The sequence below is a fragment of the Streptomyces sp. NPDC015130 genome (assembly GCF_043080005.1).
Taxonomy (GTDB): domain Bacteria; phylum Actinomycetota; class Actinomycetes; order Streptomycetales; family Streptomycetaceae; genus Streptomyces.
In genome coordinates this window covers 189599-203816 of the sequence record NZ_JBIBVC010000003.1, presented here as the reverse complement: position 1 = coordinate 203816, position 14218 = coordinate 189599, and the positions used below count along the sequence as shown (strand labels likewise).

10 protein-coding genes and 1 pseudogene are annotated in these 14218 nt (G+C 75.2%); 4 read left to right on the top strand and 7 right to left on the bottom strand.

What is annotated here, in order from left to right:
• Nucleotides 1–173 precede the first annotated feature (173 nt).
• The 4 genes from ACF08F_RS07250 to ACF08F_RS07235 all read right to left on the bottom strand — a co-directional run bounded on the left by ACF08F_RS07250 (nucleotide 174) and on the right by ACF08F_RS07235 (nucleotide 4076).
• On the bottom strand, nucleotides 174–1907 hold the full coding sequence (locus ACF08F_RS07250; RefSeq protein WP_392297500.1) for a cation acetate symporter: 1734 nt from the start codon (nucleotides 1905–1907) through the stop codon (nucleotides 174–176).
• Nucleotides 1908–1917: 10 nt separating this feature from the next.
• Nucleotides 1918–2325, bottom strand: coding sequence for a hypothetical protein (locus ACF08F_RS07245; protein WP_392297499.1), 408 nt, complete (start codon nucleotides 2323–2325; stop codon nucleotides 1918–1920).
• Nucleotides 2326–2413: 88 nt separating this feature from the next.
• Entirely contained in the window at nucleotides 2414–3172 is a 759-nt protein-coding gene (locus ACF08F_RS07240) for a LytR/AlgR family response regulator transcription factor (protein ID WP_392297498.1), read from the bottom strand.
• 31 nt (nucleotides 3173–3203) lie between these two features.
• Nucleotides 3204–4076, bottom strand: a complete 873-nt coding sequence (locus tag ACF08F_RS07235; RefSeq protein ID WP_392297497.1) for an Fpg/Nei family DNA glycosylase — start codon at nucleotides 4074–4076, stop codon at nucleotides 3204–3206.
• Between the two features lie 310 nt (nucleotides 4077–4386).
• Between ACF08F_RS07235 and ACF08F_RS07230 the strand changes: the two genes are divergently transcribed.
• From ACF08F_RS07230 to ACF08F_RS07220, 3 genes are all read left to right on the top strand, one after another.
• Entirely contained in the window at nucleotides 4387–5058 is a 672-nt protein-coding gene (locus ACF08F_RS07230) for a response regulator transcription factor (RefSeq protein WP_392297496.1), read from the top strand.
• A 110-nt stretch (nucleotides 5059–5168) separates the two neighbouring features.
• Nucleotides 5169–6407: a sensor histidine kinase gene (locus tag ACF08F_RS07225; RefSeq protein ID WP_392297495.1), complete on the top strand. Its 1239-nt coding sequence runs from the start codon at nucleotides 5169–5171 to the stop codon at nucleotides 6405–6407.
• 82 nt (nucleotides 6408–6489) lie between these two features.
• Nucleotides 6490–8220 (top strand): alpha/beta fold hydrolase, encoded by a 1731-nt coding sequence (locus tag ACF08F_RS07220; RefSeq protein WP_392297494.1) that lies wholly within the window; start codon nucleotides 6490–6492, stop codon nucleotides 8218–8220.
• A gap of 17 nt (nucleotides 8221–8237) precedes the next feature.
• Here ACF08F_RS07220 and ACF08F_RS07215 read toward each other — a convergent pair whose 3' ends face one another.
• The 3 genes from ACF08F_RS07215 to ACF08F_RS07205 form a co-directional block, all read right to left on the bottom strand.
• Complete coding sequence (locus ACF08F_RS07215; RefSeq protein WP_392297493.1) at nucleotides 8238–9596, bottom strand: wax ester/triacylglycerol synthase family O-acyltransferase; 1359 nt, start codon at nucleotides 9594–9596, stop codon at nucleotides 8238–8240.
• Between the two features lie 164 nt (nucleotides 9597–9760).
• Nucleotides 9761–11740 carry a SpoIIE family protein phosphatase gene (locus tag ACF08F_RS07210; RefSeq protein WP_392297759.1) on the bottom strand — a complete coding sequence of 660 codons (1980 nt, stop codon included), beginning with the start codon at nucleotides 11738–11740 and terminating at the stop codon, nucleotides 9761–9763.
• A 148-nt stretch (nucleotides 11741–11888) separates the two neighbouring features.
• Nucleotides 11889–13085: a DUF6777 domain-containing protein gene (locus ACF08F_RS07205; RefSeq protein ID WP_392297492.1), complete on the bottom strand. Its 1197-nt coding sequence runs from the start codon at nucleotides 13083–13085 to the stop codon at nucleotides 11889–11891.
• Between the two features lie 250 nt (nucleotides 13086–13335).
• Between ACF08F_RS07205 and ACF08F_RS07200 the strand changes: the two are divergent.
• Nucleotides 13336–14181: pseudogene (locus ACF08F_RS07200) on the top strand (YndJ family protein); the annotation flags it as partial.
• Nucleotides 14182–14218 lie beyond the last annotated feature (37 nt).

The window sequence follows — 14218 nt, the reverse complement described above, 5'->3', positions numbered from 1 at the left end:
CCGCGCACCCTCCCGCGTCGGGGCGGGGACGGTCATCCGCGCACCCTCCCGCGTCGGGGCGGGGACGGTCATCCGCGCACCCTCCCGCGTCGGGGCGGGGACGGTCATCCGCGCACCCTCCCGCGTCGGGGCGGACGGTCGTCGCGGCGCCTGCCGGGAAGGAGCGGGGCCGGTCATCGGCGTGCCTCCTGGGCGGGGACGGTGCCGGTGAACTCCTCCGGCAGGTGGAGCCGGGCGAGGAGCGCCGGGGTGCCGGGCGGTATCCGCGCGGGGGTCGCGAGCGAGACGAGGACCATCGTCAGGAAGCCGAGCGGCACGGACCAGACAGCGGGCCAGGCCATCAGGGTGTGGGCCCAGCCCTCGGGCGCGAGCCCGGCCCGGGTCGCCATGACGGCCGCGAGCGCCGAGCCGCCGCCGAGCAGGAGCCCGGCCATCGCACCGGGTGGGGTGAGCCGCCGCCACCAGATGCCGAGGACGAGCAGCGGGCAGAAGGAGGAGGCGGAGACCGCGAAGGCGAGGCCGACGGCGTCGGCGACCGGCACCTTGGACGCGACCACGCCGACCCCGAGCGGCACGGCGGTGGCCAGCAGCGTCGCGAGGCGGAAGTGGCGTACCCCCCTGGAGGGCAGCACGTCCTGGGTGAGGACGCCGGCGACGGACATGGTGAGCCCCGACGCGGTCGACAGGAAGGCGGCGAAGGCCCCGCCCGCGAGGAGCGCGCCGAGGACCTCGCCGGCGAGACCGCCGAGGATCCGCTCGGGAAGCACGAGCACGGCGGCGTCGGCGGAGCCCGTGAGGGCGAGTTCGGGGGCGTAGATCCGGCCGAGGGCTCCGTAGAGCGGCGGCAGGAGGTAGAAGACGCCGACGAGGCCGAGCACGACGAGGGTGGTCCGGCGGGCCGCGCGGCCGTGGGGGCTCGTGTAGAAGCGGACCGCGACGTGCGGCAGGCCCATGGTGCCGAGGAAGGTCGCGAGGATCAGTCCGTACGTGGCGTACAGCTGGTGTCCGTCGTGCCCCCCGGCGAGCGGCTGGGACCAGCCGAGGGGGTCGGCGCCGCTGGCGGCCCGCTCGGGCAGCACCGCCCCCGGGGCGAAGGCGAGTTCGGTGCCGGCGAGGACGTGGTGGGTGCCGGGGGCGAGGGTGACGGTCCGCCGCTCGTACGGGACGGCGTCGACGCGACCGGTGACGGTGACGGTCAGCGGCGCGTCGAGGCCGATCCGCACCGTGTCGGCGACCCGGACGACGGTGTGCTCGCGGAGGACCGCGGGGGCGTCGAAGCGGGCCCGGGGCGCTCCGTCCCCGTACCAGGCGGCGAGCAGGAAGAAGGCGGGGACGAGCAGGGCGGTGAGCTTCAGCCAGTACTGGAAGGCCTGGACGAAGGTGATGCTGCGCATCCCGCCCGCCGCGACGGTGCCGGTGACGACGAGGGCGACGAGCAGCCCGCCGACCCAGTCGGGGGCGCCGGTGAGGATCTCCAGGGTGAGCCCGGCGCCCTGGAGCTGCGGCAGCAGGTAGAGCCAGCCGATGCCGACGACGAAGAGGCTGGCGAGGCGGCGGGCCCGGCGGGATTCGAGGCGGGCCTCGGCGAAGTCGGAGAGCGTGTACGCGCCGGAGCGGCGGAGCGGGGCGGCGACGAGGACGAGCAGGACGAGGTATCCCGCGGTGTAGCCGACCGGGTACCAGAGCATGGCGGGGCCCTGGACGAGGACGAGGCCGGCGATGCCGAGGAAGGAGGCGGCGGAGAGGTACTCGCCGCTGATGGCGGCGGCATTGAGGCCCGGCCGGACGGTCCGGGACGCGACGTAGAAGTCGGACGTGGTGCGGGAGATCCGCAGGCCGAGGGCGCCGATGAGAACGGTCGCGAGGACGACGGCGGTGACGGCCACGACGGCGTAGGTCTGGTTCACGCGGGGTGCTTCACCGTTCGACGAGACCGGTGAAGTCGCGCTCGTTGCGCTCGGCCCGGCGGACGTACCAGTGGGCCGTGGCCCAGACGACGGGGTACACCCCGGCGCCGAGCACGATCCAGACCAGCGCCTCGGGCGCGGGCAGCGCGAGCAGCAGGGGCAGCGGGCCGACGAACAGCGCGAGCGCGCCGAGGGCGGTGAGCGCGGCACGCAGCTGGCTGCGCATCAGGGAGCGGACGTAGGTGTGCCCGAGGGTGGTCTGCTCGTCGATCTCGGAGCGGGCCGGGGCGTGGGCGGGGGGCCGCCGGCCGGGCCCGGGGACGGCACCGTGGGCTCCGCCGGTTCCATGGGCTCCATGGGCCGAGGCGTACGTGACGGTCTCGCGCCGGGGTCTGCGCGGCGGGTGGGGCTCCGGCATCGGCGTCCGCTCTCTGACTGGCTGCTGGGACAGGCCCCAGGCCCGTGGAGTGTAGGCAGATGCCGATCGGCGCCGGTAGGGGGTGCGGTCAGCCGCCGGCCCGGCGCATCAGCAGGTCACGGAGGTGGCGGGCGTGGCGTCGGCTGACGGCGAGGTCGGTGTCGCCGAGCCGGACCGAGGTGGCCCCTCCGTCGAGCCGGAGTTCGTCGATCCGGTCGAGGGCCACGAGATGGCTGCGGTGGATGCGGACGAAGCCCCGGGCGGCCCACCGCTCTTCGAGGGTGGACAGCGGGATGCGGACGAGATGGCTGCCGTGGTCGGTGTGGAGGCGGGCGTAGTCGCCGTGGGCCTCCACGTACGCGATGTCGTCGACGGGGACGAAGCGGGTGACCCCGCCGAGTTCCACGGGGATCTGCTCGGGCGCGGCGGGCGCCGCGGACGGGACCGGGGCCGCTGCGTGGACCAGCTCGTGGACGCGGCGGACGGCCTCGGCGAGGCGCTCGCGGCGGACCGGCTTGAGGACGTAGTCGACCGCCTTCAGGTCGAAGGCCTGGAGGGCGAAGCCCTCGTGCGCGGTGACGAAGACGACGAGCGGCGGGCGGGCGAAACCGGCGAGCAGCCGGGCCACGTCGAGGCCGGTGAGGCCGGGCATGTGGATGTCGAGGAAGACGACGTCGATGCCGTCGTCGCCGTCGGGCCCGGTCTCCAGGGCGCGCCCGATCCTGCGCAGGGCCTCGGTCGCGTCGCCCGCGCCCTCGGCGGTACGCACCCGGGAGTCGGCGCGGAGCAGGTAGAGCAGCTCCCCGAGGGCGGGTTCCTCGTCGTCGACGGCCAGTACGCGCAGCATGCGGCGGAGTGTAGTGGGACCCCCCGCGCGGCTACTTGAGGAACTTCGACATGCGCCGGTCGGCGAGCGGCTTTCCGCCGGTCTGGCAGGTGGGGCAGTACTGGAGGGAGGAGTCGCTGAAGCTGACCTCGCGGATGGTGTCCCCGCACACCGGGCAGGGCTCGCCGGTGCGGCCGTGGACGCGCAGACCGCTCTTCTTCTCGGCCTTGAGGCGGCCGGCTGCCAGTCCGTGGGAGCGCTCGACGGCCTCGCCGAGGGTGGTCCGCATCGCCGTCCAGAGCGCGGTGGTCTCCTCCGGGGTGAGGTTCTGGGTGGGTTTGAAGGGCGACATCCTCGCGGCGTGGAGGATCTCGTCGCTGTACGCGTTCCCGATGCCCGCGATGAGGCTCTGGTCCCGCAGGGCGCCCTTGATCTGCCGCCGTTCGCCCGCGAGGAGGGCCGCGAAGGCCTCGGGGCCGAACTCCTCGGCGAGCGGGTCGGGGCCGAGCCTGGCGACGCCCGGCACCTCGCCCGGGTCGCGGACCAGGTGGACGGCCAGGCGTTTGGTGGTGCCGGCTTCGGTGAGGTCGAAGCCGTCGCCTCCGGTGAGCGCGGTACGCAGGGCCAGCGGGCCCTTGCCCGGCTTCGGCGGCCCGGAGGGCAGCGGATCCTGCCAGCGGAGCCAGCCCGCGCGGGCGAGGTGGACGAGGAGGTGGAGTTCGCCGGCCGCGCCGCTGGTGGTGAGGTCGAGGAACTTCCCGTGCCGGCCGACGGCGGTGACCTCGGCACCCTCGACGGCGGTGAGGGGCGGGTCGTACGTCTTGAGCACGCTGATCGCGACGGGCAGGACGCGGGCGATCTCCTTGCCGACCAGATGCGCGTCGAGGAACTCGCGCAGCGCTTCCACCTCGGGCAGTTCGGGCATGGCTCCACCCTGCCGCACGCCGGACGGGACCGCGCGGCGGCCCGCGGGCACCGCACGCTCAGGGCGGCGAGAGTGCGTGCATGGCGTCGCGGGGCAGGCGGGAGTTTGACGACAGGGCCCTAGGGCGTGTTGCGAAAGTAGCGCCGGCCGCCCGAAGGGCGGGCCCGACGGCGTCTGGTGCGTGCGATCGCAAGGCGGAGGGTCGCCCCGATACTGGACGTATCGGGGCGATCCCGACAACGCGGCGAGCGTGCGTGCCAGGCGCCGTCGGGCAGGCGGGACTTTCGCAACACGCCCTAGGGTGGATGACGTGCGTGTACTGCTCGTCGAGGACGACGAAGACCTCCGGTTCGGGGTGGCCGCCGCTCTGCGGGCCGCCGGGCTCGCCGTCGACGAGGCGGCCGACCTGCCCCGGGCCGACGAGGCCCTGTTCGTCACCGCGTACGACTGCGCGGTCTTCGACCGGATGCTGCCGTCGGGGGACGCCGCCGCCTACGTCGAGGAGCTGCGGCGCGGCGGCCGGGACGTGCCCGTGCTGTTCCTCACGGCGCGCGACACCGTCGCGGACCGGGTGGAGGGCTTCGCGAGCGGCGGCGACGACTACCTCGTCAAGCCCTTCGCCGTGCCCGAACTCGTCGCGCGCGTGCGCAGCCTGTGCCGACGCTCCGCCGCCGTGCGCCCACCGGTGCACCGCGTCGCCGACCTGGAGGTGGACACCGCCCGCCGGCACGTCCGCCGGGCCGGGGTGCTGCTCTCCCTCACCACCAGGGAGTTCGCGGTCCTCGAAGTCCTCGCGGCCCGCACCGACCAGGCGGTCTCCCGCGCCGAGCTGATCGAGAGCTGCTGGGACGAGATGGCCGAGCCGCAGTCCAACGTCCTGGAGGTCCTCGTCTCGCAGCTCCGCCGCAAGCTCGGCGCCCCGTCGCTGATCCACACCGTGCGCGGCGTCGGCTACCGGCTCGCGACCGACGACGCCCGGTGAGGCCGCCGCACCCGCCCCGATGGCGCATCCGCCGGACGCACCCGGCCCGTCCGCTCACGCCGACCGCGCGGGTGCTGCGCCTGCGCCGACGGATCAGTCTGCTGTTCGCGTTGACCAGTGCCGTGGGACTGGTCGCGATGGCCGTGCTCGCCGTGCGGAGCGACAGCGCCCGCTGGCGGGAGCAGCTCGACCACTCGCTGGACGCGGACAGCAGCTGGGCCCTCGGTCTCCTGGAGACCGACGAGGACGGGCGGCTGGCCACGGACGTCCTCGCGGACACGGTGAACACCGGCTGCCCGCCGCTGACCGTCCTCCTCGTGACCGGCGACGCCCCGGACCCTTCGGGCGCCGGTCTGACGGTCCAGCACGCGCCCTCCGCGCCGTGCCTGTCGGTGAGCCCCGGGGTCGTCCTGGAGGCGGGGCGGGCCGCCGTGCGAACCGGCGAGGCGCGCGGCTTCGACCGGCGTACGACGGACGGTGAGCCGGTACGGGTGTTCGCGCTGCCCTTCTACGCGCCGGAGGCGGCGGAGGACGAGGGACCGCAGGGCGTCCTGGTGGCCACGGCCGACGCGGCGGCCGAGCGGGCCGACCACCGGCGGCTGGTGTGGGTGGTGACGGCCGGCTGCGCGGTGCTCGTACTGCTGTCCGCGGCCGTCGGGCACGTGCTGTCGGGGCGGGCGGTACGGCCCGCGCTCGCCGCGCTCGGCCAGCAGGAGGCGTTCCTCGCGGACGCGGCCCACGACCTGCGGACCCCGGCCGCCTCGCTGCGGACGCTCGCGGAGACGGCGCTGCGCGGCGAGACGGACAGCACGGAGGTGCACCGGCGCACGCTGCGCCTGGCGGAGGGCATGGGCCGGCTGGTCGACGGGCTGCTCACACGGGCCCGGCTCATGTCCGGCACGGCCACGCCGTCGCGACAGCCGCTGCGTCTGGACCAGTTGGCCGAGGCGGTCGTCGAGGAGGCCGTCGAGGCGTCCGCCGCCGGCCACCGCGTCAGGGTCGAGGCCGAGGAGACCGTCGTGGTCGCCGACCCCGATCTGGTGCGCCGGGCGGTCGGGAACCTCCTGGGCAACGCGCTCGCCCACGGTCACGAGCCGGGGCTTCCGGCGGACGTGCTGGTCACGGTGGGCCGGAACGGCACCCTGACGGTCGAGGACGCGGGCCCCGGCCTGCCGCCGGAGGTCGCGGACGCCCTGTTCGAACGCTTCCGCAGCGGATCCGGGTCCACGGGCCTCGGCCTGTCCATCGCGGCCTGGGTCGCCCACGCCCACGGCGGCACGCTCACCGCCGGGCGCGGGGAGCGGGGCGGGGCCAGGTTCGTCCTCCGTCTCCCGACGACCGCGGACTGACCTCAGCCGCGCCCCTTCCGCCGTCCCCACGCCCTCGCACCCGCACCCGCACCCGCCCTCAGGAAATCCTCAGCATCCGCGCGTGATCCTTCCCTGGACCGACCACCCATGGGAGTCCTCCGTGATCACCGCCCCCACCCGCCGCCGGCAGGCCCTCGTCCTCGCTCTCGCCGTCCTCGGCGCCACCTCCCTCGCGGCCTGTACGGCCGGCACCGGCCCGGACGGGAAGCGGCCGAGGAGCTCCGCGGCCGCCCCTGCCGACCCCGCCTCCCGCCCCGACCTGCGGCGCTTCTACGGCCAGAGGCTCGACTGGCGGCCCTGCGGCGACCACCGCTGCGCCTCGCTCACGGTCCCGAGGGACTACTCCCGCCCCGGCGACGGCAAGACCTTCGTCCTGCCGGTGGCGAAGGCCGTCACCTCGGTCGCCGGGAAGCGCCTCGGCGCGCTCGTGCTCAACCCGGGCGGACCGGGCGAGCGCGGGGTACGGCTGATCGAGGACGGCATCGCCGAGGACATCGGCCGGGACGTGCGCGAGCGGTTCGACATCGTCTCCTTCGACCCGCGCGGGGTCGGCGGGAGCAAGCCCGCCCTGACCTGCACGACCGCCGACACGGCCGCCGGTTCCACGAGGGCCCCGAACGGCGAGGACGCCACCGCCGAGGACGCCGCCGAGGGCGTCGCCCCCCTCCACCCCCGGACCGCGTCCGAACGTGCCGACGCCCTCACGAGCGCCCGGGCGACGGCCTCCGCATGCCGGGCGGCCAGTGGTCCGCTGCTCGCCCAGGTCGGGACGGACGACGCCGCCCGCGACCTGGACGTGCTGCGGGCGGCCCTCGGCGAGCGGCGGCTGACATACGTCGGCTGGTCGTACGGCACGAGTCTGGGCACCTCGTACGCCGAGCAGTTCCCGCGCCGCGTACGGGCGATGGTCCTGGACGGGGCCGTCGACCCCTCGCTGGACTGGCGGCAGCGGATGCTCGGCCAGGCCACGGGGTTCCGGAAGGCCGTGGAGGAGTACGCCGAGACCTGCGCCGACGCGGTCGGCGACGCCTGCCCGGGTTCGACGCCCGAGGAGATACGCGCGCTGGTCGACCGTCTCCTGGAGCGGACCGGGCGCGAGCCGCTGCCGGTCGACGACTCCGCGTACGGGCTCGACGCCGCCGCCGTGGTCTCGGCGCTCAGCCTGTCCATGTACACCCCGGAGGCGCAGTGGCAGGACCTGTCCGAGGCGCTGGCCGCGGCGGACGGCGGGGACGGGACGCGGCTCGCGGCCCTGGCGGCGGGCGAGGAGGAGACCGAGGACCCCGGTGCGGAGGACTCCGGGGAAGCCTCCGGGGAACCCGCGGAGCCCGGTGCGTCCGAGGGTCCGGCCGGCAGCGGGACGGACGACGTGCCCGAGGACAACGCCGAGGCCGCCCTGATCGCGGTCAACTGCCGCGACGTCCCCCACCCGCGCGACGCCCGGGCCTACTGGGACGCCCTCGCCCCCGCGGAGAAGGCGGCGGGCGCCTACGGAACCACCGGCGTGACGGGCGAACTGGTCTGCGCGGACCTGCCGGCCGGTCCCGGGCGCCCGCACCGGGTCTCGGCCGAGGGCGTACCTCCGGTGCTGGTCGTGGGGACGGCGGGCGATCCGGCCACACCGTACGGGGAGGCCGTGAGCCTGGCACGCCAGTTCCCCGGCGGCATGCTGCTGTCGCTCGACGCCCCCGGTCACACCGGTTACGGCCGTAGCGACTGCGTCGACCGGAAGGTCGAGGCGTATCTGGTCTCCCTCACGAAGGTCCGCCCCGGCACGAGCTGCAAGGCGTGAGTCTCACGCCGTGACGTTCACGGGTCCAGGAGGTCCAGTTCGGCGGTGAACGCGGCGGCGAGCGCGTCGAGGTCGGGGACCGCCTCCCCGTCGGCGACGAGTCCGATGTGGACCTGTCCCCCGTAGGGGGACATGGCGACGGCGAGGGACTGACCGCGGGCGAGCGGCGCCATGGGGAAGAGCGCGCGGAGCGGGGCGCCGCCGAGGGAGAGGGCGGAGCGGGGCAGCGGCACCTGGGTGACGAGGAGGTCGAAGAGGAGCCGCGCGGCGCCGGAGGCCAGGGGCGCGCCGAAGCGGTGGGCGAGCGGGGGGAGCCGGTCGGCGAGGAGGGCGACGGCGCCCGCGCCCCTGGCGGGGCCCGCGGCCTTGTTCCGGTCCATCGCCTGCCGTACGGCGGCGAGTCGGGCCGCCGGGTCGGACTCGGTGACCGGCAGGTCGAGGAGGTAGCCGGAGAGGCTGTTGCCGGGGCCGGCGCCGGGTGCGGCACCGGGGCGGCGGCGCGAGACGGGGACGAGCGCCCGCGGGTCGGCGCCGGGGAGCGGCAGGCCGCGTCCGTCGAACCAGCGGCGCAGGGCCCCGGCGGCCACGGCGAGCAGGACGTCGTTGGCGGTGCCGCCCGTGGCGCGGCGGATCCGGTGGACGCGGTCCAGGGGCAGGGTCGCGGTCGCGAGCCGGCGCGTACCGCTGGATTCGGCGGTGAGCGCGGTGTCGGGGCCGCCCGGGCGGCCGGCGCGGACGACGGAGGAGCCGACGACCGAGGCGCCGACCTCGACGGCCCGGCCGAGGTCGCCGAGCCGGTCGCGTGCGAGGTCGAGGAGGCGGCCGGGGCCGGGGAGCCAGGAGCGCGGGGGTACGGGGCGGGGGCGGCGGGCGGGGCGGCCGGCGGCGATCTCGTCGAAGATCCCGGCGCCGATGGCGACCGCCCGCATGCCGTCGGCGAGCGCGTGGTGGAGCTTCACGAGGACGGCGAAGGAGCCATCGGGGGCGCCGTCGAGCAGGTACATCTCCCAGGGAGGCAGGCCGCGTTCGACCGGGCTCTCCATGAGTTCGGCGGCGATCCGGGTGGCCTCGGCGGGGAAGTCGGCGCCGGGGAGGGTGATCTCGCGGACGTGGCGGCGCACGTCGAAGTCCGGGTCGGCGCTCCAGGCGGCGCCGCCGACGGGGAGCAGGACGTCGCGCACGCGCATCCGGAGCCGGGGGACGGCGGCGGCGCGGCGGGCGAGCAGGTCCAGGACGTCCACCGGCGGCTCGTGGGCCGGGGCGGCGGGGAGGGGCCCGAAGTGGGCGAGGGCCCCGAGGTGGAGGGGGTGGGTGGGCGATTCCAGATGCCAGAAGGCCAGGTCCAGGGGTGCCAGTAGCTCGCTGCTGCTGCTCAAAGGTGTCCTCACGTCCTGCGCGGAGAGGCGGGAGAACGAAGTCAATCGCGTACCGACAGTTACGGTCAAGTACGATCAATTCACGCTAAGTTAACATCCTCAGATGATTCTCCCGGGGCCGTTCACCTCGTGTCGCTCACATCGGGTCCCTCGTCTCCGGGTGTTCAGCTCGTCACGGTGAACTCGCACCAGACGCACTTGCCGCCGCCCCGCGACTCGACGCCCCAGGCGTCCGACAGCTGGTCGACCAGGAGCAGTCCCCGTCCGGAGACGCCCGCCTCCCCCGCCTCGCGGCGCCGGGGCAGCGCGCTGGACCGGTCCTCGACCTCCACGCGCAGCCGCCGCGGGGGTCCGTTCAGGGCCCGCAGGGTCACGATCGCGCCGCCGTCGGTGTGCATCAGCGCGTTGGTCATCAGCTCGTCGGCGACCAGCTCGATCTCGTCGGCGCGCTCCCCCGCGCCCCAGGCCCGTACGGCGGCCCGGATCATGTGCCGGGCCGAGCTGAGCGCCTCCGGGTCGCTCTGGGCCACGTGCTGCTGGAACCGTCCGGCGCCGTGGGGGGCGAAGGCGGCCTGACGGCGCAGCAGCAGGATCGCCACGTCGTCCTCGCCGCCGCGGTCGGCGACCACGTCGCAGAGGTGGTCCGCGAGCTGCTGGAGGTCGGCGGGGCCGCGCCGGACGAGGAAGGTCAGCCACTGGAAGCCCTCGTCGAGATCGGCACCCGGCTTCTCCACGAGACCGTCGGTGTAGAGCATCAGGGTCTGTCCGGCGTCGAGCTCCAGGGCGGTCACGGGGTAGTCGAGCCGGCCGAACTCCGCGGAGAGGCCGAGGGGCAGCCCGCCCTCGACGGGAAGCCTGCGGCAGCTGCCGTCGATCTCCCTGACCAGCGGGTCCACATGGCCGGCGCGGACGATCTGGACGACCCCGGTGCCGAGGTCGACCTCGGCGTACGTGCAGGTGGCGAAGCGTTCGGTGTCGAGCTCGTGGAGGAAGACCGAGGCCCTGGCCATGACGGTGGCCGGGGGGTGCCCCTCGGCGGCGTAGGCGCGCAGCACGATCCGCAGCTGGCCCATGACGGCCGCCGCGTGGGTGTCATGGCCCTGGACGTCGCCGATGACGGCGCCGACGCGCCCGCCGGGGAGCGCGATGACGTCGTACCAGTCGCCGCCGATGTCCCGGCCGAGGCGGGCCGAGCGGTAGCGGACGGCCGTCTGCGCTCCGGGCACCTCGGGGATCCGACGGGGCAGCATCGCCTGCTGGAGCCCTTCGGCGAGGTCGTGCTCCTGCTCGTACAGCATGGCCCGCTGGAGGCTCTGCGCGATGGAGCTGCCGAGGGCGACGAGCAGGGTCCGTTCGTCCTCGCTGAAGCCGGTCTTGTCGCTGTAGAGCAGACCGAGCGCACCGATGGGCCGGGCCTGGGCGATGAGCGGGAGATAGGCGGCGGCGGTGATGCCGAGTCCGCTGATGTGCGGCCAGAGCACGGGGAAGGACTCGGCGAAGTCGCGGGCCGAGTCGATGAACCGGGGCCGCAGGGTCCTGATCACCTCGCTCATCGGGTACGGCTCGTCCACCCGGGTGAAGCGGGTGCCCGGCACGAAGGCGCCGTTGGGCCCCTCGGCGACCAGGTGGATGCGGCCCGCTTCGAGGAGGCCCATGACGAGGCTGGCGGCCCCGAAGTGTTCGAGGGCGTGGGAGTCGTTGAGCAGGTCGATGACGTCCTGGACGGTCCGGGCGTAGGCGAGGGCGGCCGTGGTGCCCTCGACGACACCGGCGCGCTGCCGGCGTCCCTCGTCGAGGCCCAGCCGGGCGGCGGACTCGGTCAGCTCGTGGGTGGCGTCGCGGATCACGCCCACGATGCGCACCGGCCGGCCCGTGGCGTCCCGCTCGACGAGGCCCTGTGTGTGGGTCCACTGGTGGCTGCCGTCGCGGCGGCGGATGCGGAAGTAGGCGCCGTACTGGTCGCTGCCCTCCTTGAGGGCCTGGGCCACCAGCGTGTCGAGCCGGCGGCCCTCGTCGGGCAGGACGCGGGAGCCGAGGCTCTCGGGCCGGTCGTCGTACTCGGCCCGGTCCATGTCGAAGACGTCGAGGGCGGCGTCGTCCATGACCATCGTCCCGGTGAGCAGGTCCCAGTCGAAGCCGCCCATCCGGAAGGCCGAGCCGAAGTCGTGCAGGATCCGGGCTCCGGCCCGTTCGGCCGCCTCCCCGCCCCCTCTACCCGCGTTCATGGAGGCCACGCTAGGCGCAGCACCGCCTCCGCGCACCATGAAGATCCGTTTCCCCCCTTCGCCCCCTTCATCCTTCGAAGGTCTCGGGCTGCTCCTGCCCCGGTTCGTACGGGAGGAGTTCCTCGGGCGGCAGTTCCCCCTCGGGGACGTCGGGCGGGGAGACGGGGGGCTCGGCGTACGGGTCGGTGTCGGGCTCCGCGTACGGGTCCGCGTACGGGTCGGCGTAGGGATCCTGGTACGGGTCCGAGGGCGGCTCGGCGGACGGCTCGGGGGGCGCGTCGGGGTTCGGCTCGACGGACGGGCCGGGGTCCACGGGCGCGGGGACGGCCGGATCCGGCGAGGACGGCGTGGCTGTGTCGGGTCGCGCGGGCTCGGGGTTCACGGGGGCGGGGGGCGCGGTGTCCGGGCTCTCCGGGGCGTCCGGCGTCTCCGGCGTGACGGTGCCGGCGAGGTGGCACGAGTCCGGGTCGCAGTCCGGTTCGACGGCGGGTTTCCGGTCCTCCGCCCCGTCGCTGCCGGTCCGGCGCTCGATCCAGCTCCGGTCCGCGGCGTTCACGATGACCAGGCTGGTGACGACGGTGGTGTTCGGCCGCACGACGATCACGTACTCGGGGTCGAAGCCCTCCCAGGGTTCGCCCTGGTGGACGCCCCCCTGGGCGGCGGCCGGGCTGCGGAGCGGGTTGCCGCAGGCGCAGCGCACGCGCGGGGAGCCGTACTGGTCGACGAGGACCGCGGTGCCGGACTGGAGGACCGACTGGAAGGGGGTGGCGCGGCCGCCCCGGTAGCCGTGGTTGGTGACCCGGGTGTCCGCGCGCAGGACGACGGGCGTCAGGCCGCGCAGCCAGCCGGGGACGTTCGCCTCGGGGATGCCGGCGGCCTCGGCGAAGGCGCGCGTCCTGCCCTGATCGCCGGCGAGGTGGGAGACCTGCTGCTCGACGTCGCAGCTGGCCTCCGAGCGGGTGCCGCCGTAGAGGCCGGGGGTGGAGCCGGTGATCTCGCGGATCCGCTGGACGGAGGCGGCCTCCGGGTCCCGCTCGGGGACGGCCGGGCGGCCGGTGATCCGTGCGGTGGACGCGGTGAAGGGGTCGGGGCCGCGTGCGGTGACCGACTGGAGGTGGATCTCCTGGGAGGCGGCCGCGGGCTGCTCGCCGTGGCTGCCGCCCTGCTCGTCGGAGGAGCAGCCGGCGACGAGGAGAGCGGAGGCGAGCGTCGCGGTGATCGCGGTGGGCGTTCGCCGTGTCCGGCGCCGCTGGGGTGTGCGCACCTGGTTCTCCCGTTGTCTCGACGGCTGTCCGGTCGTCGTCTCGGTCGTCGTCCCGTCCGGGGCCCGGCGCCCGGTTCCGGCCGGTCCCTCATGTCTGTCGCAGCCCCCGGTGCCCCGCAAGCGGAGGCAGGCCGACCGGGTCGGTCGGCACCCGGCCGGCCGAACGCGCCACTTGAACACGTTCAAGAAAGGTTCTACGCTCGGGTCGACAGTTGAACACGTTCAAGTCTGGGGGCGTCCGGTGACCACGCTGTCGATCCTGGTGAACCCGGTCGTGATGATCGGCATGTTCTGGGTGGTGCCGACGGGCCTCGCGCTCCTGGACGGGCCCAGGCCTCCGGGCCTGGACCGGCTGCGGCGCGCCTGGCCGCTGCTCGCCGTCCCCGGAGCGCTGGCCCTGTGGCTGCCCCGCGCCGGAGTCTCGGCCGGACTCGCAGCCGTCTACGCACTGGCCACCGTGGCACTGGCGCTCCAGGCGCCGGCCCGCCTCGTGCTCACCCGCTCCCTGCACCCCAGAGAGGTCGCCGTCCTCACCGCGCTGGCCGCCCCCTCGGTGGCCGGCCTGGCGCTCGTCGCCGAACGGGCCTCGTACCCGCTCTTCGGCTTCGACCTGGACCTCCTCGCGCTGACCGTCCCGCACTTCCACTTCGCGGGCTTCGCCGCCGCGCTGGTCGCCGGTCTCGTCTGCCGCGCCGACGACGGCCCCACCGCCCGCTTCGCCGCGCTCAGCGTCCCGGCGGGCACGCTGCTGGTCCTGGCCGGCTACTTCGTCGACGACTGGGCCGAGCTCGCCGGCGCGGTCGTCCTGACGGCCGGGATGGCGGGGGTCGCCGTCCTGACCCTGCGCGAGCGCCGCGACCTCGCGACCGGCCGGCTCACCCGAGCGCTGCTCGCCGTCTCGGCCCTGGTCCTCGTCGGCACGATGCTGCTCGCGCTGAGCTGGGCGCTCGGCGAGGCCACCGGCCTGCCGCACCTCGGCCTGACCTGGACGGCCGCCACACACGGCCTGGGCAACGCCCTCGGCTTCACGGTCTGCGCCCTCCTCGCCCGACGCCGCCTCCGGACCGACGACACGGCCCACATGGACCGCACAGGCCCCACGGCCCGTACGGACCACAACGAACCCGCGGACC